This is a genomic window from Janthinobacterium lyxosi (assembly GCF_051380665.1).
Lineage (GTDB): Bacteria > Pseudomonadota > Gammaproteobacteria > Burkholderiales > Burkholderiaceae_D > Janthinobacterium.
This window is the reverse complement of the sequence record NZ_JBNYXM010000001.1, coordinates 65,085-83,127: the sequence shown is the minus strand read 5'-3', so window position 1 is coordinate 83,127 and position 18,043 is coordinate 65,085. Positions and strand designations below refer to the sequence as shown.

The window sequence follows — 18,043 nt, the reverse complement described above, 5'->3', positions numbered from 1 at the left end:
GCGCCACAGGAAAATTTGGCGCTGTAACGGCGACGATGCGAGCTGCGATTGACGCACGCGACCAGTAAATGGTACGAACGGCTTCTGCATCAACAGCACGAATGGAGGGGGGTAAGCTAATCATTTGCGCAGAACTCGTCATGTCAATTACTCCTCAGAAATCAAAGTACTCTGACGAACAGGTCCGCCCTCGGCGGACACACGGCAAAATTCGCCCGCGCGCGCTGTCGCGCACACGGTCGAATCTCGCGTTGTCACAGTACAAACTCCTTGCGGCTAAGTTCGCGCTGAAGTGCCACCACGTTAATTAGGCGACGACGACCAAGCGTGACCGTTGGCAAAATCCCACGGTTGAGGTGACCGAGCACAACGCCAGGAGGGAGGCCGACAGCCTCAGCAAATTTTTCCAGCGTCATGAGTCCTACTATGGCCGTCGCCTGATCGAGTTGAATAGGTGCCGATATCGCCTCCGTACCGTGTACTTTTTGCATGGTGATGTTCCTCATTGCGACGACCTCAAGTAAGATATGGCATAACATCCAAGAGCTTTGGATAATATCCAATTAAATTGGATGAGGCCCAATAATATTGGATATTATCCAAAATTGTCAAGGAGCATTAACGATGGCTACGAACACAACCGAGAGAACTCGCGAATTCATGCGGTACTTCAATTCCAACTACGGGTGGTTTGAGGATTTGACTGGAGTCCCGGCAAGCAAATGGCGGGACCTGGATAGAGGGAAGACGAAGGCAGTTACAGCCGAGATGATTGACGCTTTCGGCAAGAGCTGGCCGGAATACGTTTTCTGGCTCGTCACGGGCGTGCCGTCGACGCCGCGAGGACAATGCACACCAAGTGAATATCTGGATTTGACCTACGGTACAGTTCGGGCCTTGGAGCATGGCGCACGGAGATTTTGGCGTAACGAACAGGGTGTTCTATGCCCAGGTGAGATGTCGTCAGGGCATCCGGAAGAATCGATCAAGCATGAGATAGCTATAGCTGCTGGCTTTCTCTACTTTTCTGCCGTCGTCAACGAGTCCGAAGCCGCAAGATTGGCCGAGCAGTTCCAACATCAGTTTTTTAATCCTTTGAAAGCGGGCGAGGAAACCGTGATTGCACTTGGTGACCTCAAAAACTGGGTAAACCAATTTCCACTTATGTTGGAATAAATAGAGTTATGAAATGACGATCAAGAAAACTGAGGCCGGTTGGCTTGTGGATATCCAACCTGGTGGACGTGGCCACAAACGAATTCGAAAGACACTTCCCACAAAGGCTGAGGCCCTTCAGTTTGAAGCTTGGGCGAAAACGCAGGTTGTACAGAATGACGGTTGGGTAAAGCCCAAGAAGAACATTACCAAATTGTCCGAGCTTATCGAACTATGGCAGTCGCATCATGGCGTTCAGCTACGCCACACGCGTACATATGGAACGCTGCTTCGGATTTGTGAGGCGCTTGGCAATCCAATTGCCGAGCACCTGAAATCTGAGCATTTCGCAGCGTATCGTTCGGCCCGGCTGGCCGAAGGAGTCACAGCAAATACAATCAATCGGGAGCATGCATACCTGCGTGCGGTATTCAACGAGCTGATCCGTTTGGGATTCTGGACAGAGAACAATCCTTTGGCCAAACTTCGCCAGTTCAAGATTGCGGAGCGTGAACTGTCGTATTTGAACGACGATGAGATTCGTGCACTGCTTGCCGCACTGGAGGCGCGCAAGGATCGAGATGCGCTTCTGATTACAAAACTTTGCCTGGCATCCGCTGCCCGATGGAACGAAGGCGAATCGCTGCGTATTTCTCAACTCCACAGCGGAATGATTCATTTCACCCAAACGAAGACAGACAAGAACAGATCGGTCCCCATTGACGACGCGCTTGCCGACGAGATACGGGAATTCCATAAAGCGGGGAGTAGGGATGCGTCCGGCAGAATATTCAAAAGCTCGGTCGGAGCTTTTCGAATGGCCATAAAGGAATCGAGCATCGAGCTGCTATCCGGCCAGCTCACGCACGTCTTACGCCATACGTTCGCGAGCCATTTCATGATGAATGGCGGAAACATCCTGACGCTGCAGAAAGTTCTGGGTCACTCCAGTCTGCAAACTACAATGATTTATGCCCACCTCAGTCCTGGACATCTTCAGGAAGCCAAGATGTTGAACCCGTTGACGCGGTTGACAGTTGGTTGACACTTGACCAAAAGAAAAGGGCTTACATCTCTGTAAGCCCTTGATATTCTTGGTGCCGACTGCCGGTTTCGAACTGGCCACCTGATGATTACAAATCAACTGCTCTACCAAATGAGCTAAGTCGGCAAAAACTGCGCGTTGCGAATTATACGCTATTTAATGCGTGTCAGGGTCGGGCGGCCGCCTTTTTTTGGTGGCTCGTCGTCGCCGGGCGTGGCGTTGTCGCGTTGTTCGGGGGAACTGGTCGGCACGGACGACAGGGTCGGGGCGCTGGCGGCCGGGGCGAGCGCTGGCGGTGGCAGGTCGGCCGAGGCGGGGCTGTCCGTCGGTTGCACATCGGGGTCATCGTTGCCCAGCACGGGCTCGAAGGCCATGCCCTGGCCGTTTTCGTTGGCGTAGATGGCCATCACGTTGTCGACCGGCACGTAGATTTCGCGCGAGACACCGCCAAAGCGGGCGTGGAAGCGGACGGCGTCGTTGTCCATCTTCAGGCCGCTGGTGGCGCCGAAGCTGATGTTGAGCACGATCTCGCCTTTTTTCACGTATTCCATCGGTACCGTGGTGCGCGAATCGACTTTGACCGCGAGATAAGGCGTGTAGCCGCTGTCGGTGCACCATTCGTAGATGGCGCGCAGCATATAGGGTTTGGTTGAGATTTCAGACATGGTAGGCACTGTGAGGCGGGAGCGCCCCCGCAAGGCGGCGCACCGGTAATTCAAAAGACACAGATACCCCGGCAAGCGTGGCTTGCCGGGAATATCTTAACGACGCATCACTTTCTCGGAAGGCGTCAGCGCTTCGATGTACGCAGGACGCGAGAAGATGCGTTCGGCGTATTTCATCAGCGGTGCAGCCGTCTTCGACAGTTCGATGCCGTAGTGGTCCAGGCGCCACAGCAGCGGCGCGACAGCCACGTCGAGCATCGAGAATTCGTCGCCCAGCATGTACTTGTTTTTCAGGAACAGCGGCGCCAGGGTCGTCAGGCGGTCGCGGATTTCCGCGCGTGCCTTGTCGTGGGCCTTGTCGTTGCTCTTGGCGCGTTCGCTTTCCAGCACGTGCACGTGCACGAACAGTTCTTTTTCGAAATTGAACAGCATCAGGCGCGCGCGGGCACGCATCAGCGGATCGGCCGGCATCAGTTGCGGATGCGGGAAGCGCTCATCGATGTACTCGTTGATGATGTTCGATTCATACAGGATCAGTTCGCGCTCGACCAGGATAGGCACCTGGCCATACGGGTTCATGGTCGAAATGTCTTCCGGCTTGTTGAACAGATCGACGTCGCGCACTTCGAAGTCCATGCCTTTTTCAAACAGGACCAGGCGGCAGCGTTGCGAAAATGGGCAGGTTGTACCCGAATAGAGAACCATCATTTTTTATAGTTCCTTAGAAACAAAGGGGGTGAAGCCGCGAACGGCTCACCCCAGGTCGCTTGTCCACTCATGCGGACAACACAGAAACAGGCATAAACCGGCCTATGGCCGGCGCCTCACTTATTTGACTTCCTTCCAGAACGACGCGTTAAGGCGCCATGCCAGCAAAGCAAAGACCGACAGGAACAGCAGCACCCACACGCCCAGGCGTTTGCGTGTTTGCTGTGCCGGTTCGGCCATCCACTCCATGTAGCCGACCAGGTCGGCTACTGCATTGTCATACTCGATCTTGTTCAACGTGCCTGGCTTGACCTGCTCGAAGCCAGCAAATTTGTGGATCTTCTTGCTCGGCTCGTGGGGATCCGTCTCTTCCACGAACTTGGCAGTCTGGACACCTTGCAATTCCCATAATACATGCGGCATGGCAACATTCGGCACGACCATGTTGTTCCAGCCGGTCGGACGAGTGTCGTCTTTATAGAACGTACGCAGGTAAGTATACAGGTAGTCGCCGCCTGTGCCAGCGGAAGATGATTTCGCGCGCGAAATTACCGACAAATCCGGCGGTACGACGCCAAAGAAGGCCTTGGCGTCCTGCGGTGCCAGGGCCGTGGTCATCAGGTCGCCTACTTTATCGCCTGAGAACAACAGATTCTCCTTGATCTGGGTTTCCGTCAAGCCCAGGTCGCGCAGGCGGTTGTAGCGCATCGACACGGCGGCGTGGCAATTCAGGCAATAATTGACGAACAATTTGGCGCCATGTTGCAGCGCTGCCATATTGGTCTGGCGATCAGGTGCCTTGTCCAGCGGAAAGCCGCCTTCGCTGGCGAGAGCCATGGCGGGCACGAAGGCCAGGATGGCGAGCAGTTTTTTTGCAATCTTCATATGATGTATGTCCTTTGAGCGTGGCGTGAGAGCGGCTTAGTGCGGGTGAAACGTCACACGCGACGGCACGGTCTTGAACTTGCCCATTGCACTCCACCATGGCATCAGCAGGAAAAAGCTGAAGTAAATCAGGGTGCACACTTGCGACACGATGGTTTTCGTATCCGTTGGCGCCTGGGTGCCGAGGTAGCCCAGGATCAGGAACGACAGGCCGAAGATGGCGTACACATATTTGTGCCAGGTCGGACGGTAGCGGATCGATTTCACCGGCGAATGGTCGAGCCATGGCAGGAAGGCCAGGATCACGACGGAACCGCCAAAGAACACCACACCCCAGAATTTCGCGTCCAGCACCTGCGGCAGCATGCCGATGATGGCGACGATGGCGATGCCGGCGATGGCCGACTTGACGGTCGTCGACAGGCGCGACTTGAGCCAGATGAACACCACGTAGGCCGCCACGACACCCATCAGCACGTACATGAAGTCGGCCGTGGTGGCACGCAGCACCGAGTAGAACGGCGTGAAGTACCAGGTTGGCGCGATATGCAGCGGGGTCTTCAGCGAATCGCCGGGCAGGAAGTTGTTGTATTCCAGGAAATAGCCACCCATTTCCGGCGCGAAGAACACGACGGCGCTGAAAATGACGAGGAAGATCGACACGCCGAACAGATCGTGTACGGTGTAGTACGGATGCGACGGGATGGAATCGACCGGGTGGCCATCGGCGCCCAGGTTTTCCTTCACTTCGATGCCGTCCGGGTTGCTGGAGCCGACTTCATGCAGGGCGATCAAGTGCGCTGCAACCAAGCCCAGCAGTACCAACGGGATGGCGATCACGTGGAAGGCGAAGAAACGGTTCAGCGTGGCGTCGGAAACGACGTAGTCGCCGCGGATCCACAGGGACAGGTCAGGGCCGATGAACGGGATGGCGCCAAACAGGTTGACGATCACTTGGGCGCCCCAGTATGACATCTGGCCCCATGGCAGCAGGTAGCCGAAGAACGCTTCGGCCATCAGGCACAGGAAGATGGCGAAACCGAACAGCCAGATCAACTCACGTGGCTTGCGGTACGAGCCGTACAGCAGGGCGCGCGTCATGTGCAGGTAGACGATGATGAAGAAGGCCGAGGCGCCCGTCGAGTGCATGTAGCGCACCAGCCAGCCCCACGGTACTTCGCGCATGATGTACTCGACGGAATTGAAGGCCAGGGCCGCATCCGGTTTGTAGTGCATGGTCAGGAAGATGCCGGTGACGATCTGCAAGACCAGCACCAGCATGGCCAGCGAGCCGAAGATGTACCAGAAATTGAAGTTTTTCGGGGCGTAATACTTGCCCCATTGGTCATTCCACAGCTTGGTCAGGGGAAAACGGTCATCGACCCAGCCCAGCGCTTTTTCGGCGACGGGAGCGTCTGCCGGGAATTTCGTTTCTTTAAAAGCAGCCATGATCAAGCCTCGCCTTTCTCGTCTTTACCTATCAGCAATTTGGTGTCGCTCAGGTACATATGGCGCGGCACTTGCAGGTTGTCCGGGGCCGGCTTGTTCTTGAACACGCGGCCTGCCATGTCGAAGGTGGAGCCGTGGCAAGGGCACAGGAAGCCGCCTTCCCAGTCATCTGGCAGCGACGGTTGCGGGCCGGGGGTAAATTTCGAGGAAGGGGAGCAGCCCAGGTGGGTGCAGATGCCGACGGCGACGAGAATTTCAGGCTTGATGGAGCGTGCCTCGTTCATGCAGTACGGTGGCGTAAATTCGTCGGGGTTGCGTTGGGAATTGGCATCGGCGACTTTGCCATCGGTTTGTTTGAGCGACGCGATCATTTCCGGCGTGCGCTTCAGAATCCAGACCGGCTTGCCGCGCCATTCGACGGTGCGCATTTCGCCGGGTTGCAAGGTGGTGATGTCTACTTCGACCGGCGCGCCCGCCGCTTTCGCGCGCTCCGACGGCTGGAAGGTGCTTACCAAGGCTCCCGCGGTTGCCAATCCAACTACACTGCCCGCCGCGCACGTGGCGACGAGCAAGCCGCGACGGCCTGAATCGACCTGCTTTTCGTTACTCATGCAAACCCCAATCAGTCAAAATGCGAATCTTTATTATGAGTGGCAGCCGCGAAAAACCCGTCGCCGAAGCTCTTTCCCACTGATTGCCGCAACCCGCATCTTTGTGCGGTAAAGTGGCAACATCCCTGCGGAACTTCGGTCAATGGCGCAGCCCGTGCCAGTTTCTTGTTGATTATCCAGTAGCGGATAAACCCGTTACTGGCAACCGCAAATTATAAGTGAAGCAAACAACGAATAAAACAAAAACGTTGCTTGTACCATAATTTATATACTTTTGCAGGAGGTGGCTAGTTCTTTCGAACTAGATGCGCCCGGCTGTGCCCGAATTGGTCCTGCCAGCAACCACAAGTTGGTGGCACTGGGAATCAATAGTATGATCGGCATGTTTTTTATACATATCCGAAGGAGAAATTCATGGCAATGATGAAGGAATTTAAAGAATTTGCAATGAAAGGCAACGTTGTCGATCTGGCGGTCGGTGTCATCATCGGCGGCGCTTTCGGCAAGATTGTCGATTCCCTGGTGCAAGACGTGATCATGCCACCCATTGGCCGCATTTTCGGCGGCCTCGATTTCGCCAATTACTACCTGCCCCTGAACGGCCAAGCCACGACGATGACCCTGGTGGAAGCGAAAAAGGCGGGGGCCGTGCTGGCCTACGGTAACTTCCTGACCATTTTGCTCAACTTTGTCATTCTTGCCTTCATCATCTTCCAGATGGTGCGCCTGATGAACAAGGCCCGCCGCAGCGAACCGGTCGCGCCGACAGCGGCGCCGGCCACGCCGGAAGACATCGTCCTGCTGCGTGAAATCCGCGACTCCCTGCAGAAGAACGGACAGAATAGCAACGATCTGGCAAAATAAGTCGTTCCGGCAATGGCCGGCTGACCTGGGCAGAGAACTGTATGCGACGATTCTGGTTATTGTTTGCGCAAACCGTGACGATCGCGTTGGCGCTGTACTTTGTGTATGGCGCGCTGCGCCCGGCCAGCCGGGTACAGCAGCTGGGCTCTGCTGCGAAACCGGTGCCCGTGGTGGAAACGGCGTCGAGCAGCCTGGCGCCCGGTTCCTATCGCGACGCGGCGGCGCGCGCCATGCCCGCCGTCGTCAACATCCTCACCCTGCAAGTGCCCAAGCGCGGCGCCCATCCGCTGGCGCGCGATCCCTTTTTTAAACGTTTCTTCGGCGAGCGCGACCCGGACGGCGAGGCTGACGAGGACTTGAAAAACAGCCTCGGTTCGGGCGTCATCGTCAGCCATGAAGGCTATGTGCTGACCAATAACCACGTGGTCGAAGGCGCCGACGAAATCGAAGTGGTGCTCACGGACGGGCGCAAGGCGCCGGCCAAGGTGGTGGGCCTGGATCCGGAAACGGACCTGGCCGTGATCAAGATCGACCTCGACAAGCTGCCCGTCATCGTGCTGGGCCAGTCGGAACTGGCACGCGTGGGCGACGTGGTGCTGGCCATCGGCAACCCGTTCGGCGTGGGCCAGACGGTGACCATGGGCATCATCTCCGCCCTGGGCCGCAACAATTTGCACATCAACAGTTTTGAAAACTTCATCCAGACGGATGCGGCCATCAACTTCGGCAATTCGGGCGGCGCCCTGGTCGATACGCGCGGCAATCTGATCGGCATCAATACGGCGATTTACTCGCAAAGCGGCGGCTCGGTCGGCATCGGCTTCGCCATTCCCGTCTCGACGGCCAAGACGGTGATGGAAGCCATCATCAAGGATGGCCACGTGGTGCGCGGCTGGATCGGCGTGGAAACGCAGGACATCACGCCCGAGCTGGCGCAAAGCTTCGGCTTGCAGCGCACCAGTGGCGCCATCATCGCCGGCGTGGTGCGCAACGGCCCGGCCGACAAGGCGGGCATCGTGCCGGGCGACATCCTGTTGACGGTGGAAGGCAAGCCCGTGGGCGACACCACGGAAATGCTGAACCTGATCGCCCAACTGCCGCCCGGCGGAAAAGCTAAAATGACGGTGCTGCGCAAGAATCGCGAAGCGGCGCTCGACGTGATGGTGGGCAAGCGCCCCATCCCGAAAGAGCTTTCCAAATAGTTGCTGATCGGAATTTGACACATGCATGTGCGTGATTTGACCCAATTTTTACGTGAACTGAGCGACAACAACAACCGTCCCTGGTTTGTGATGAACAAGCCCCGCTACGACATCCTGCGCGAGGAATTCCTGGCGCTGGTGACGTCACTCATTGCTGAACTCGGCAAGTTTGACCCGGCCGTGAAGTACTGCAATCCGAAGAAGGCCTTGTTCCGCATCAACCGCGACGTGCGTTTTGCGTACGACAAGAGCCCGTACAAGACGCGTTTTTCGGCCGCCATCGCGCCGAACGACATGCGCCGTCCTAGCAAGGCGGGCGGCCCCACGTATTATCTGCAGATCGATGGCCAGGGCAACTTGCTGTTCGGCGCCGGCGAATACATGCCGCCACCGGGACGCCTGAAGGCGCTGCGCGAGCATATGGTCAACGACGCGCCAGGTTTTTCCAAAGTGCTGAAAAATAAGCGTTTAAAAGCCCGTTTCGGCACCATCCAGAACGAGGGCAAGTTACAGCGCCCGCCCAAGGGTTTCGAGGCGGACGCCGAACATATCGAATTCATCAAGCTGAAGAGCTTTTTTGTCTGGACCGAAGTGCCGCTGCCCGTGAACGAACCCGAGAAACTGCTGCCGACCCTGGCGGAAGGCTTGAAGGATGCGTGGCCGCTGGTCGAGTGGATGCGCGGCGCGAAAGAGCCGGAGGAAGTCCCCGAGTAATTGCTGAAGGAGCACATGATGGCACTGGAGCACGCAAGTTCAGGGCAGGTGATCGAGGTACAGCGCAGGGACGGCGACGACCTGTCGCAGTTTTCCGCCATCGCGCTGGCCAAGACGGACGAGCTGGAATTGATCCGCATGTGCATGCCCAAGGGCAAGACCATGCCCGAGCATCATGTGCTCGGCGAAATCACCCTGCTGTGCCTGCAAGGGCAGGTGGCAGTGGACGCGCATGGCAAGGAGCAAGTGCTGGGGCCGGGGCAGATGCTGTATCTGCACGGCGGCCAGGCGCATGCGCTGGCCGCCCGAGAAGACAGTTTGTTGCTGCTGACGATATTGATGGCCAAGGCGGGGCGCTAGGCCCGGCCAGTTTTGTCTCAGGTGGCTTCGTCGCGTGGATCGCGCGACAGCAGTTGCTGCACCATCAGGTGCGGCAAATCGCCGTCAAACAGCACGCCGGCCACCGCGTTGGTGATCGGCATGTCGACACCCATGCTGCACGCCAGTTCGCGCACGGCCTTGGCGCAGGGCACGCCTTCGGCCACATGACCGAGTTCGGCCACGATGGTCTCCAGCGCCTTGCCTTGCGCCAGGCCCAGGCCGACCCGGCGGTTGCGCGAGAGGTCGCCCGTGCAGGTGAGTATCAAATCTCCCATGCCCGTCAAGCCCATGAACGTTTCCGTCTGGCCACCCAGCGCCGTGCCCAGGCGCGTAATTTCCGCCAGGCCGCGCGTGATCAGTGCGGCGCGCGCGTTCAAGCCCAGGCCCAGGCCGTCGGCCACGCCGGTGGCGATCGCCAGCACGTTCTTGACGGCGCCGCCCACTTCTACGCCCACCAGGTCTTCGCTCGCATACACGCGGATGGTGCCGCCATGCAAGGCCGAGACGACGGCGTTGCGCAAGGCCGCGCTATGCGAGGCGATGGTCAGCGCACACGGCAAGCCGCGCGCCACTTCCTGCGCGAACGAAGGGCCGGACAGGGCGCCGCCGGGGATATTGTCGCCCAGCACTTCCTGCACGATCTGGTGCGGTAGCAGGCCCGTGCCGCCTTCAAACCCTTTACATAGCCACACCAGGTTGGTGATGGCCTTGTCTTTCAGTTGCAACAGCAGGGGCCGCAGGCCTGCCACGGGGCAGGCGGCGATCAAGAGGCCGTGTTCGCCGCTGGCGTGCGCGACGGCGGCGTCGAAATCGGCGACTATGCGCAGTTGCGGCGGCAGGGTGAAACCGGGCAAATAACTGTTTTCGCCGCTGACGGCCATGGCGGCCATGGCGTCGCCATTGCGGCCCCATAGCAGCACGTCGTGGCGGCCGGCCAGGGCCATGGCTACGGCCGTGCCCCAGGCGCCGGCGCCCAGCACGGTAATGCGGCGCGGGGCAGCCTTGGTGGATGCGGTGGTATCGGGAGTGTTTTCAGGGGAAACTTGCATGCAACCTCAGTCTGGCAGGGGAAGGGGGACGGCGCGGCTGGCCGTTGCCCCGGTGAATCTGGCGGTGCTTACGATGCTTACAGGCCCCACACTTCGCTGGTCTTGACGTAGCCGCTCTGGCCATCCTTGTGGCGCACCTTGACCCAGCCGGAGCTGGGCTGCTCGCTCATTTCCAGCAGCACGCCCTTGTCGACGAGGATGAGGGGCGAGGCGGTGTCGTCGGGGCTGGCGCGTACCTTGAGGTTCGCAGCGCGCGCCACGACGTTGCGCTTGGCCGACAGGCCTTTGGCTTCCGTCCAGGCCATTTCGCCGCTGGCATCGCGTACCTTGACCCATTCGCCGTAGCTGAGCACGACTTCCAGCGGCATGCCGCGTGGCGCCACGTACAGCTTGCCGCCCTTGGCGGACGGCGCGTCATACAGAATCACGGGAGCTGCGCCCACCGTTTTGAAATCGACGGCGTGGCTGGCGGCGGTGGCCAGCAGCAGCACGGCGCCGGCCATCCAGCGGAACTTGCTCAAGAGCGCACTTTTCAACATGATATTTTTTGAACCTTAACGAAACACGGCGGCCAGGCCGCCGTTTCTTACCTGCAGTATAGAACACTCACAAAACCGTCGCGAGCGGCAGTGCATTGTGGCCGAGAAGCGCAGCTGTGCTAGAGCACAGCGAGCATCACGGCTTGCCAGGCGCGCCGCGCAGCAGGTTTGGTGAGATGTTCTTAGTGCGTTTCGCTGGCTGCTGGTGCTGCGGCAGCGGCGTCAGCAATAGCTTGCAGACGTTGTTGGTAGAACACTTCGAAGTTGATCTCGGCCAGGTGCACTGGCGGGAAGCCGGCACGGGTGATCACGTCGGCGATGTTGGCGCGCAGGTAAGGGTAGATGATGTTCGGGCAGCCGATTCCCAGCAGCGGATCGAGTTGATCGGCAGGAATGTTGCGTGCTTCGAAGATACCAGCTTGCTTGCCTTCAACCAGGAAAGCGACTTTATCGCCGACCTTGGCGGTCACGGTGATGGTCACGGTGGCTTCGAAGATGCCGTCGGCCAGAGGCGCAGCGCCCACGTCCAGAGCTACTTCGATCGCTGGTGCTTCTTGTTCCAGGAAAATAGCTGGGGAATTTGGTTGTTCCAGCGACATGTCTTTCAGGTAGACGCGTTGGATTTGGAAGACTGGTTGCAGATTTTCGTCAGACATGGAACGCTTTCTTTGTAAAGGACAAGAACGGCACACCGTTCAAATATGGTGCTTGCGGTATGTAAACCGCGCCGGGTAGGCGCGGCCAGATCAGGTGCGAGGGCAATTGTATCAAAACAATACGACAAAAAACCAAGCAATTTCTCGAACCCGCTTTATATCAGGCTGCCGTGCCGTTTAACAAGGGGTCCAGCTTGCCGGCTTGATCGAGCGCATACAAATCGTCGAATCCGCCCACGTGGGTATCGCCCACATAGATCTGTGGCACTGTGCGGCGGCCCGTGCGTTCCATCATCTTGATGCGCTCTTCCGGGTCGAGGTCGACGCGGATTTTTTGCACGCTCACGCCCTTGGCTTCCAACAGGCGTTCGGCGCGCACGCAATACGGGCACACGGCGGTGCTATACACAATTACAGGTACGGTCATGTCGATTCCTTCAGTTAAGGCCGGCTTATTTCGCCAGCGACAAGGTTTTCAATGGCAAACCTTGCTTTTTCCACTCGTCGAGGCCGCCTTCCAGGCTGGTGGCTTCCGCGAAGCCGGCTTTGGTCAGCAGGCCGACGGCCGTTGCCGAACGCGAACCTTTCTGGCAAACCACTACAATGGGGCGCGTTTTGAATTTTTCCAGCTCGCCCACGCGTTTTGCCAGTTCCGGCAGCGGCATGTTTTTCGCGTCAGGCAAGTGGCCGGTGGCGAATTCTTCGGCGCTGCGCACGTCGACGATGACGCTCTTGCCACGGTTGATCAGTTGCGTGACTTCCAGCACGGTCGCGCGCTTGCCGCGCATCGACAGCAGTGGCCAGAGGAGGGCGCCGCCGGAAATAATGACGATGGCAAACAGAAAAATGTGGTCGATAATGAATTTCACGTAGGGTCCAATGGTTTAAGTCAATCCGCGCATTATAAAATAGAAGCTGGACGAGGTCTTTTAACGTTTTGCTTTTTTGATTTGAACCCCTTGAGAAGATAGAACTATGTACAAAATCGTTTTCATGCGTCACGGCGAGTCCACCTGGAACCTCGATAACCGCTTCACCGGCTGGACCGACGTCGATCTGACGGAAAAGGGCGTCAACGAAGCCAAGGCCGCCGGCCAGATCCTCAAGCAGGAAGGTTTTACGTTCGACGTGGCCTACACTTCGGTCTTGAAGCGCGCCATTCGCACCCTGTGGCTGGCGCTCGACGAGATGGACATGATGTATTTGCCAATCAAGAACGACTGGCGCTTGAACGAGCGCCACTATGGCGCCCTGCAAGGCCTGGACAAGGGCGAGACGGCCGCCAAGTATGGCGACGAGCAAGTGCTGGTCTGGCGCCGCAGCTACGACACGCCGCCGCCGCCGCTGGAAGCTGACGACGACCGCGCCTCGTTCAACGATCCGCGCTACGCCGGCTTGCCGAAAGCGTCGATTCCGCTGACCGAATGCCTGAAAGACACCGTGGCGCGCGTGATGCCGTCCTGGGACGAAGAAATCGCCCCGGCCATCCGCGCTGGCAAGAAGATCATCATTTCGGCCCACGGCAACAGCCTGCGCGCGCTGATCAAGATGCTCGATGGCATCAGCGACAGCGACATCGTCGGCTTGAACATTCCAAACGGCCAGCCGCTCGTGTATGAACTGGACGCCGACCTGAAACCGATTCGTCATTACTACCTGGGCGACCCGGCAGCGATTGCGGCAGCGCAAGCGGCCGTGGCGAACCAAGGGAAGGCCAAGTAACTTGTTGTCTTTCTTCCGCGGCACAGCGATCGCCCCCTCTGCTGAACGACCCCTGCCGGCGTGGCGCGCCGGCGCCATGCTGTGCGCAGCGCTGCTGTTGTCGAGCGGCGCCGCACAGGGTGCCAAGCCCACCGAACGCAGCAAGCAGAAAGCGGCCGCGGAAGCACAACGTGCTGGATTGCAACAAAAGCTGACGGCGCTCAAGCGCGACATCAGCCGCACGGAAAGCGCCAAGGATGACGCGGCCGATACCCTGGCCGAGTCGGAAGAGGCCATTTCCAACGCCAACCGCGCCTTGCGCGACTTGGCACAGGAGCAAAGCGCGACGGGCGTGAAACTCAATACGCTGGGGCAAGAGCACCAGCAGCTGACGGCCACCGTCGAGAAACAAAAAGCGCAGCTGTCCAAATTGCTGCGTGAACAATATGTCGCCGGCAACGAAGACCGCATCAAGCTGCTCTTGTCGGGTGATAACCCGAACCGCATCAACCGCGACTTGCAACTGATGGCGTATGTGTCGCAGGCGCAGGCGCGCCTGCTGGAAGCCTTGCGCGCCAACTTGCTGGCGGTGGAGAAAAACCAGGCGGACGTGCAGAACGCCAAGGATGAACTGGAAGAAATCGCGCAGGAAGAGCGCGACCAGAAGGCCTTGCTGGTGCAGGAAAAGGCGCGCCGCGCCGCCTTGCTGACGAGCTTGTCGCAACGCCTGGTGGCGCAGCGCAAGGAAGTGGGCAATGTCGAGCGCGACGAACAGCGCATGGGCAACCTGGTCGACAAGCTGGCGAAACTGATCGAAGAGCAGGCCGCCGCCGCTGCGGCCGAAAAGAAACGCCAGCAATTGCTGGCCGAGCAGCGCGCCGCCGCCAAAGCGGCCGCCGACGCCAAGATCGCCGCGGAAAAACGCGAACGCTTGCTGGCCGCGCGCGCCAAGGCCGCCCAGGCGCAGGCCGAACGCGAACGCATTGCGAAAGAGCAACAGAATAAATCGGGCAAGATCAAGCCGCAGACGCCGCCACCGCCGCCCGTGAAACTGGAACCGATCGATGACGACGAGCCGCCGCAAGTGGCCAAGGTGGCGCCTAAGTCCGAGCCGAAGGAACCGGAGCCCGAACGCCCAAGCCTGGGCCCGGCCGCGCCATCCGGCGCCTTTGCCAGCCTGAAAGGCCAGCTGCGTGCGCCCGTGGCGGGCAAGATCGCCGCCCGCTTCGGCAGCAAGCGTGGTGACGGCCCCAGCTGGAAGGGCGTGTTCATCCGCACGGGCGAAGGCAACGAGATCCACGCCATCGCCGGCGGCCGCGTGGTGTTTTCCGACTGGCTGCGCGGTTTCGGCAATTTGATCATCGTCGACCATGGCGGCCAGTACATGAGTATTTATGGCAATAACCAGTCCTTGCTGAAACGGGTGGGCGATGCCGTCAAGGGTGGCGACGCCATTGCCAGCGCGGGCAACAGCGGCGGCAACGAGGAATCAGGGCTATACTTTGAATTGCGCCATCAGGGCCGCGCCTTCGACCCCGCCACCTGGGTGAAGTTTTAAGTTTCCACCATTGCTGCGGCAGCGAATTTGTAGATTGCGAAGAATACATGGGTATCAAAGTCAAAAGTATGGGCCTGATCGGTCTGGGCGTATTGGCCGGCATCGGCATGTCGCTGCAGTTCCCGGCCGTGGCGCAGAAGATCACGAATGCCCCGCTGCCGCTCGACGAACTGCGCCAGCTGTCCGATGTCTTCGGCCTGATCAAGTCTGATTATGTCGAGAAGGTGGAAGACAAGAAACTCTTGACGGAAGCCATTTCCGGCATGGTTTCGTCGCTGGACCCGCATTCTGTCTACCTCGACAAGAATGCTTTCAAGGAAATGCGCGAAAGCGTGCAAGGCAAGTTTGTCGGCATCGGCATCGAAGTGAGCATGGAAGACGGCTACGTGAAAGTCGTCTCGCCCATCGAGGACAGCCCTGCCGCCAAGGCGGGCATCCTGGCGGGCGACCTGATCACCCGTCTCGACAACATCCCGCTGAAAGGCTTGCAGCTGGAGGAAGTCATCAAGAAGATGCGCGGCCAGCCTGGCACCAAGCTGGTGCTGACGATGTCGCGCAAGGGCGAAAGCAAGCCGCTGGTGTTCCCCATCGTGCGCGAGGAAATCCGCGTGCAAAGCGTGAAGGCCAAGATGGTCGCGCCCGGCTATGCCTGGCTGCGCATCGCCCAGTTTCAGGAACCGACCGTCGATGACATGGTCAAAAAGATCAACGCGCTGTATGCGCAAGACCCCAAGCTGAAGGGCCTGGTGCTGGACTTGCGCAACGATCCCGGTGGCGTGGTGCCGGGCGCCATCGGCGTGGCGACAGCATTCCTTCCGGGTAACTCCGTGATCGTCTCGACCAAGGGCCAGTTGCCGGAGTCGAAACAGGTGTTTTATGGCCGCCGCGAATTCTATGCGCCACCGGGCGCCAAGGCCGACCCGCTGGCCAAGCTGCCGGCCGCGCTGAAAACCGTGCCGCTGGTGGTGCTGGTCAATGCCGGTTCCGCGTCCGCGTCGGAAATCGTCGCCGGCGCCTTGCAGGATTACCAGCGCGCCACCGTCATCGGTACTCAGACGTTCGGCAAGGGTTCCGTGCAAACCTTGCGCCAGATCACGGCCGACACGGCCGTCAAGCTGACCACGGCCCGCTACTACACGCCGAAAGGCCGGGCCATCCAGGCGCGCGGCATCGTGCCCGACTTGCTGGTCGATGAAACGGCCGAAGGCGATGGCTGGAACAGTCTGCGCGTGCGCGAGGCGGACCTGGAAAAACACTTGAGCAGCAACGATGGCAAGCCGGAAGCGGCCAAGCCGACCATGGATACCATGCAGGAACAGCTGGAAGAAGAGCAGCGCCTGATCGCCACGGCGAAAAAGCGCAAGCCGCTCGAATACGGCGCCAAGGATGACTTCCAGCTGCAGCAAGCCTTGAACCACTTCCAGGGCTTGCCGGTGCAGCTGGCCAAGGTCGACGCCAAGGGCGAAAAGATCAGCGCCAAGCCGGAAATTGCTTCCGATATCAAGGCGGACGACAAGAAAATCCCTGTGCAAAAACCGTAGTCGCCGCCATGAACGACCATCAGCTGCTGCGCTATTCGCGCCATATCCTGTTAGACGAGATCGGCATCGAAGGCCAGCAAGCCTTGCTCGATGCGCATGTGCTGGTGATCGGCGCGGGCGGGCTCGGCTCGCCGGCCGCCATGTATTTGGCCGCCAGCGGTGTCGGCAAGCTGACCCTGGTCGATGACGATACAGTCGACCTGACCAATCTGCAGCGCCAGATCGCCCACACGACGGCCCGCGTGGGCCAGCCGAAAGTGCTGTCGGCGCGCGAAACCTTGACCGATATCAATCCCGAGATTGATATCGTTGCCTTGCAAGAGCGCCTCGACGGTGCGCGCCTGGCTGAACTGGTCTTGTCGGCCACGGTGGTGCTCGACTGCACCGACAACTTCGCCACGCGCCATGCGGTCAACCGCGCCTGCGTGGCAGCCAGGGTGCCGCTGGTGTCGGGCGCCGTGATCCGTTTCGATGGGCAAGTGAGCGTGTTCGACCCGCGCACGGGCACGCAGCCATGTTATTCCTGCCTGTTTCCGCAGGAGCAGCAGTTCACGGACGAGGCGTGCTCGAGCATGGGCGTGTTCGCGCCGCTGGTGGGCGTGGTGGGCGCCATGCAGGCGGCCGAGGCGCTGAAACTGGTGATGGGCGTGGGGCAATCGCTGGCCGGGCGCCTGCTGTTGCTCGACGGCTTGCACATGGAATGGAGCAGCATGCAGGTCGCGCGCGACCCCGGCTGCGCCGTTTGCGGTGTAGTGGTCTTGCCGGCCTGACAGCCCCCGCACAAATTTTTCCCCATATGACAGGCTTTGTCATATTTCCGCTTTATACTCTGCACTCATTACTCACCTTCTTCTCTCTTTCTTATGCAAAACGCAGCAAACCATCCGACCCGCCAGCGCCGCGCGCGCGGCTTCACCTTGATCGAAATCATGGTCGTGGTGGTGATCATGGGCATCCTCGCTTCGCTGGTGGTGCCCAAGCTGATCGCCCGCACGGGCGAGTCGAAAGTGGCGGCGGCGAAAGTCGACATCGCCACCGTGATGCAAGCCTTGAAACTGTATCGCCTGGATAACCAGCGTTACCCGACCACCGAGCAGGGCTTGCAGGCGCTGATCGAGAAACCGACCACGGGACCGGCCGCGAATGGCTGGAAGGCGGGCGGCTACCTGGAAAAGATGCCGAAGGACCCATGGGGCAATCCGTATCAGTTCCTGTCGCCGGGCGTGAAAGGTGAAGTCGACCTGATCTCGCTGGGCGCCGACGGCCAGCCTGGCGGTAGCGGCGACGATGCCGATATCGGCTCCTGGGAACTGTAAGTTT

At 59.3% G+C, this 18,043-nt stretch carries 22 protein-coding genes and 1 tRNA gene; 11 read left to right on the top strand and 12 right to left on the bottom strand.

The genetic code is table 11. The features are described from left to right. Nucleotides 1–254: 254 nt before the first annotated feature. A complete protein-coding gene (locus ACQ4WP_RS00415) occupies nucleotides 255–491 on the bottom strand; it encodes a hypothetical protein (protein WP_436518146.1) in 237 nt (78 codons plus the stop codon). 133 nt (nucleotides 492–624) lie between these two features. Between ACQ4WP_RS00415 and ACQ4WP_RS00410 the strand changes: the two genes are divergently transcribed. Together ACQ4WP_RS00410 and ACQ4WP_RS00405 are read left to right on the top strand one after the other, a co-directional pair. Next, on the top strand, nucleotides 625–1,176 hold the full coding sequence (locus ACQ4WP_RS00410) for a hypothetical protein (RefSeq protein WP_436518145.1): 552 nt from the start codon (nucleotides 625–627) through the stop codon (nucleotides 1,174–1,176). 13 nt (nucleotides 1,177–1,189) lie between these two features. Next, the gene (locus ACQ4WP_RS00405) at nucleotides 1,190–2,200 is read left to right on the top strand and encodes a phage integrase (protein WP_436518144.1); all 1,011 of its coding nucleotides are present in this window, start codon (nucleotides 1,190–1,192) and stop codon (nucleotides 2,198–2,200) included. Between the two features lie 50 nt (nucleotides 2,201–2,250). Here the strand turns inward: ACQ4WP_RS00405 and ACQ4WP_RS00400 are convergent. The 6 genes from ACQ4WP_RS00400 to petA form a co-directional block, all read right to left on the bottom strand. Further along, nucleotides 2,251–2,326, bottom strand: a tRNA-Thr gene (locus tag ACQ4WP_RS00400). A gap of 26 nt (nucleotides 2,327–2,352) precedes the next feature. Next, a complete protein-coding gene (locus tag ACQ4WP_RS00395; RefSeq protein WP_436518143.1) occupies nucleotides 2,353–2,865 on the bottom strand; it encodes a ClpXP protease specificity-enhancing factor in 513 nt (170 codons plus the stop codon). Nucleotides 2,866–2,961: 96 nt separating this feature from the next. Further along, entirely contained in the window at nucleotides 2,962–3,573 is a 612-nt protein-coding gene (locus ACQ4WP_RS00390; RefSeq protein ID WP_010394154.1) for a glutathione S-transferase N-terminal domain-containing protein, read from the bottom strand. A 120-nt stretch (nucleotides 3,574–3,693) separates the two neighbouring features. Next, nucleotides 3,694–4,458 carry a cytochrome c1 gene (locus ACQ4WP_RS00385; protein ID WP_436518142.1) on the bottom strand — a complete coding sequence of 255 codons (765 nt, stop codon included), beginning with the start codon at nucleotides 4,456–4,458 and terminating at the stop codon, nucleotides 3,694–3,696. 36 nt (nucleotides 4,459–4,494) lie between these two features. Beyond that, nucleotides 4,495–5,907 (bottom strand): cytochrome b, encoded by a 1,413-nt coding sequence (locus ACQ4WP_RS00380; RefSeq protein ID WP_436518141.1) that lies wholly within the window; start codon nucleotides 5,905–5,907, stop codon nucleotides 4,495–4,497. Nucleotides 5,908–5,909: 2 nt separating this feature from the next. Beyond that, the gene (petA, locus tag ACQ4WP_RS00375) at nucleotides 5,910–6,518 is read right to left on the bottom strand and encodes a ubiquinol-cytochrome c reductase iron-sulfur subunit (RefSeq protein WP_426073455.1); all 609 of its coding nucleotides are present in this window, start codon (nucleotides 6,516–6,518) and stop codon (nucleotides 5,910–5,912) included. A 414-nt stretch (nucleotides 6,519–6,932) separates the two neighbouring features. On the opposite strand from petA, the gene mscL reads away from it, so the two are divergent. Genes mscL through ACQ4WP_RS00355 form a run of 4 tightly spaced genes read left to right on the top strand, consistent with a single transcriptional unit; the run spans nucleotide 6,933 to nucleotide 9,658 of the window. Continuing rightward, nucleotides 6,933–7,382, top strand: a complete 450-nt coding sequence (gene mscL, locus ACQ4WP_RS00370) for a large conductance mechanosensitive channel protein MscL (protein ID WP_436518140.1) — start codon at nucleotides 6,933–6,935, stop codon at nucleotides 7,380–7,382. Between the two features lie 41 nt (nucleotides 7,383–7,423). Then, the gene (locus tag ACQ4WP_RS00365; RefSeq protein ID WP_436518139.1) at nucleotides 7,424–8,584 is read left to right on the top strand and encodes a Do family serine endopeptidase; all 1,161 of its coding nucleotides are present in this window, start codon (nucleotides 7,424–7,426) and stop codon (nucleotides 8,582–8,584) included. A 21-nt stretch (nucleotides 8,585–8,605) separates the two neighbouring features. Next, nucleotides 8,606–9,298 (top strand): DUF2461 domain-containing protein, encoded by a 693-nt coding sequence (locus ACQ4WP_RS00360; RefSeq protein WP_436518138.1) that lies wholly within the window; start codon nucleotides 8,606–8,608, stop codon nucleotides 9,296–9,298. A 15-nt stretch (nucleotides 9,299–9,313) separates the two neighbouring features. Next, the gene (locus ACQ4WP_RS00355; RefSeq protein WP_436518137.1) at nucleotides 9,314–9,658 is read left to right on the top strand and encodes a cupin domain-containing protein; all 345 of its coding nucleotides are present in this window, start codon (nucleotides 9,314–9,316) and stop codon (nucleotides 9,656–9,658) included. Nucleotides 9,659–9,675: 17 nt separating this feature from the next. Here the strand turns inward: ACQ4WP_RS00355 and ACQ4WP_RS00350 are convergent, their stop codons facing one another. The 5 genes from ACQ4WP_RS00350 to ACQ4WP_RS00330 form a co-directional block, all read right to left on the bottom strand. Beyond that, nucleotides 9,676–10,728 (bottom strand): NAD(P)H-dependent glycerol-3-phosphate dehydrogenase, encoded by a 1,053-nt coding sequence (locus ACQ4WP_RS00350; protein ID WP_436518136.1) that lies wholly within the window; start codon nucleotides 10,726–10,728, stop codon nucleotides 9,676–9,678. Nucleotides 10,729–10,805: 77 nt separating this feature from the next. Further along, a complete protein-coding gene (locus ACQ4WP_RS00345) occupies nucleotides 10,806–11,267 on the bottom strand; it encodes an SH3 domain-containing protein (RefSeq protein ID WP_436518135.1) in 462 nt (153 codons plus the stop codon). A 182-nt stretch (nucleotides 11,268–11,449) separates the two neighbouring features. Further along, nucleotides 11,450–11,923, bottom strand: a complete 474-nt coding sequence (secB, locus tag ACQ4WP_RS00340) for a protein-export chaperone SecB (RefSeq protein ID WP_010394167.1) — start codon at nucleotides 11,921–11,923, stop codon at nucleotides 11,450–11,452. Between the two features lie 160 nt (nucleotides 11,924–12,083). After that, nucleotides 12,084–12,350 (bottom strand): glutaredoxin 3, encoded by a 267-nt coding sequence (gene grxC / locus ACQ4WP_RS00335; RefSeq protein WP_422727220.1) that lies wholly within the window; start codon nucleotides 12,348–12,350, stop codon nucleotides 12,084–12,086. Between the two features lie 25 nt (nucleotides 12,351–12,375). Further along, nucleotides 12,376–12,792, bottom strand: a complete 417-nt coding sequence (locus ACQ4WP_RS00330; RefSeq protein ID WP_436518134.1) for a rhodanese-like domain-containing protein — start codon at nucleotides 12,790–12,792, stop codon at nucleotides 12,376–12,378. A 106-nt stretch (nucleotides 12,793–12,898) separates the two neighbouring features. Here ACQ4WP_RS00330 and gpmA point away from each other — a divergent pair, with 106 nt between their 5' ends. From gpmA to gspG, 5 genes are all read left to right on the top strand, one after another. Further along, nucleotides 12,899–13,645, top strand: a complete 747-nt coding sequence (gpmA, locus tag ACQ4WP_RS00325; protein WP_101483505.1) for a 2,3-diphosphoglycerate-dependent phosphoglycerate mutase — start codon at nucleotides 12,899–12,901, stop codon at nucleotides 13,643–13,645. A gap of 76 nt (nucleotides 13,646–13,721) precedes the next feature. Then, nucleotides 13,722–15,182 carry a murein hydrolase activator EnvC family protein gene (locus ACQ4WP_RS00320; protein ID WP_436518397.1) on the top strand — a complete coding sequence of 487 codons (1,461 nt, stop codon included), beginning with the start codon at nucleotides 13,722–13,724 and terminating at the stop codon, nucleotides 15,180–15,182. Between the two features lie 47 nt (nucleotides 15,183–15,229). Then, entirely contained in the window at nucleotides 15,230–16,723 is a 1,494-nt protein-coding gene (locus ACQ4WP_RS00315; RefSeq protein WP_436518133.1) for a S41 family peptidase, read from the top strand. Nucleotides 16,724–16,731: 8 nt separating this feature from the next. Then, the gene (locus ACQ4WP_RS00310) at nucleotides 16,732–17,493 is read left to right on the top strand and encodes a HesA/MoeB/ThiF family protein (RefSeq protein WP_436518132.1); all 762 of its coding nucleotides are present in this window, start codon (nucleotides 16,732–16,734) and stop codon (nucleotides 17,491–17,493) included. 93 nt (nucleotides 17,494–17,586) lie between these two features. Next, nucleotides 17,587–18,039, top strand: a complete 453-nt coding sequence (gene gspG / locus ACQ4WP_RS00305; protein WP_102123085.1) for a type II secretion system major pseudopilin GspG — start codon at nucleotides 17,587–17,589, stop codon at nucleotides 18,037–18,039. The last annotated feature ends 4 nt before the right edge of the window (nucleotides 18,040–18,043 follow it).

Bases quoted from the DNA above. Each gene is read 5' to 3' on its own strand.
- ACQ4WP_RS00415 (WP_436518146.1), bottom strand. From the start codon at position 491: ATGCAAAAAGTACACGGTACGGAGGCGATATCGGCACCTATTCAACTC.
- ACQ4WP_RS00410 (WP_436518145.1), top strand. From the start codon at position 625: ATGGCTACGAACACAACCGAGAGAACTCGCGAATTCATGCGGTACTTC.
- ACQ4WP_RS00405 (WP_436518144.1), top strand. From the start codon at position 1,190: ATGACGATCAAGAAAACTGAGGCCGGTTGGCTTGTGGATATCCAACCT.
- ACQ4WP_RS00395 (WP_436518143.1), bottom strand. From the start codon at position 2,865: ATGTCTGAAATCTCAACCAAACCCTATATGCTGCGCGCCATCTACGAA.
- ACQ4WP_RS00390 (WP_010394154.1), bottom strand. From the start codon at position 3,573: ATGATGGTTCTCTATTCGGGTACAACCTGCCCATTTTCGCAACGCTGC.
- ACQ4WP_RS00385 (WP_436518142.1), bottom strand. From the start codon at position 4,458: ATGAAGATTGCAAAAAAACTGCTCGCCATCCTGGCCTTCGTGCCCGCC.
- ACQ4WP_RS00380 (WP_436518141.1), bottom strand. From the start codon at position 5,907: ATGGCTGCTTTTAAAGAAACGAAATTCCCGGCAGACGCTCCCGTCGCC.
- petA (WP_426073455.1), bottom strand. From the start codon at position 6,518: ATGAGTAACGAAAAGCAGGTCGATTCAGGCCGTCGCGGCTTGCTCGTC.
- mscL (WP_436518140.1), top strand. From the start codon at position 6,933: ATGGCAATGATGAAGGAATTTAAAGAATTTGCAATGAAAGGCAACGTT.
- ACQ4WP_RS00365 (WP_436518139.1), top strand. From the start codon at position 7,424: ATGCGACGATTCTGGTTATTGTTTGCGCAAACCGTGACGATCGCGTTG.
- ACQ4WP_RS00360 (WP_436518138.1), top strand. From the start codon at position 8,606: ATGCATGTGCGTGATTTGACCCAATTTTTACGTGAACTGAGCGACAAC.
- ACQ4WP_RS00355 (WP_436518137.1), top strand. From the start codon at position 9,314: ATGATGGCACTGGAGCACGCAAGTTCAGGGCAGGTGATCGAGGTACAG.
- ACQ4WP_RS00350 (WP_436518136.1), bottom strand. From the start codon at position 10,728: ATGCAAGTTTCCCCTGAAAACACTCCCGATACCACCGCATCCACCAAG.
- ACQ4WP_RS00345 (WP_436518135.1), bottom strand. From the start codon at position 11,267: ATGTTGAAAAGTGCGCTCTTGAGCAAGTTCCGCTGGATGGCCGGCGCC.
- secB (WP_010394167.1), bottom strand. From the start codon at position 11,923: ATGTCTGACGAAAATCTGCAACCAGTCTTCCAAATCCAACGCGTCTAC.
- grxC (WP_422727220.1), bottom strand. From the start codon at position 12,350: ATGACCGTACCTGTAATTGTGTATAGCACCGCCGTGTGCCCGTATTGC.
- gpmA (WP_101483505.1), top strand. From the start codon at position 12,899: ATGTACAAAATCGTTTTCATGCGTCACGGCGAGTCCACCTGGAACCTC.
- ACQ4WP_RS00320 (WP_436518397.1), top strand. From the start codon at position 13,722: ATGCTGTGCGCAGCGCTGCTGTTGTCGAGCGGCGCCGCACAGGGTGCC.
- ACQ4WP_RS00315 (WP_436518133.1), top strand. From the start codon at position 15,230: ATGGGTATCAAAGTCAAAAGTATGGGCCTGATCGGTCTGGGCGTATTG.
- ACQ4WP_RS00310 (WP_436518132.1), top strand. From the start codon at position 16,732: ATGAACGACCATCAGCTGCTGCGCTATTCGCGCCATATCCTGTTAGAC.
- gspG (WP_102123085.1), top strand. From the start codon at position 17,587: ATGCAAAACGCAGCAAACCATCCGACCCGCCAGCGCCGCGCGCGCGGC.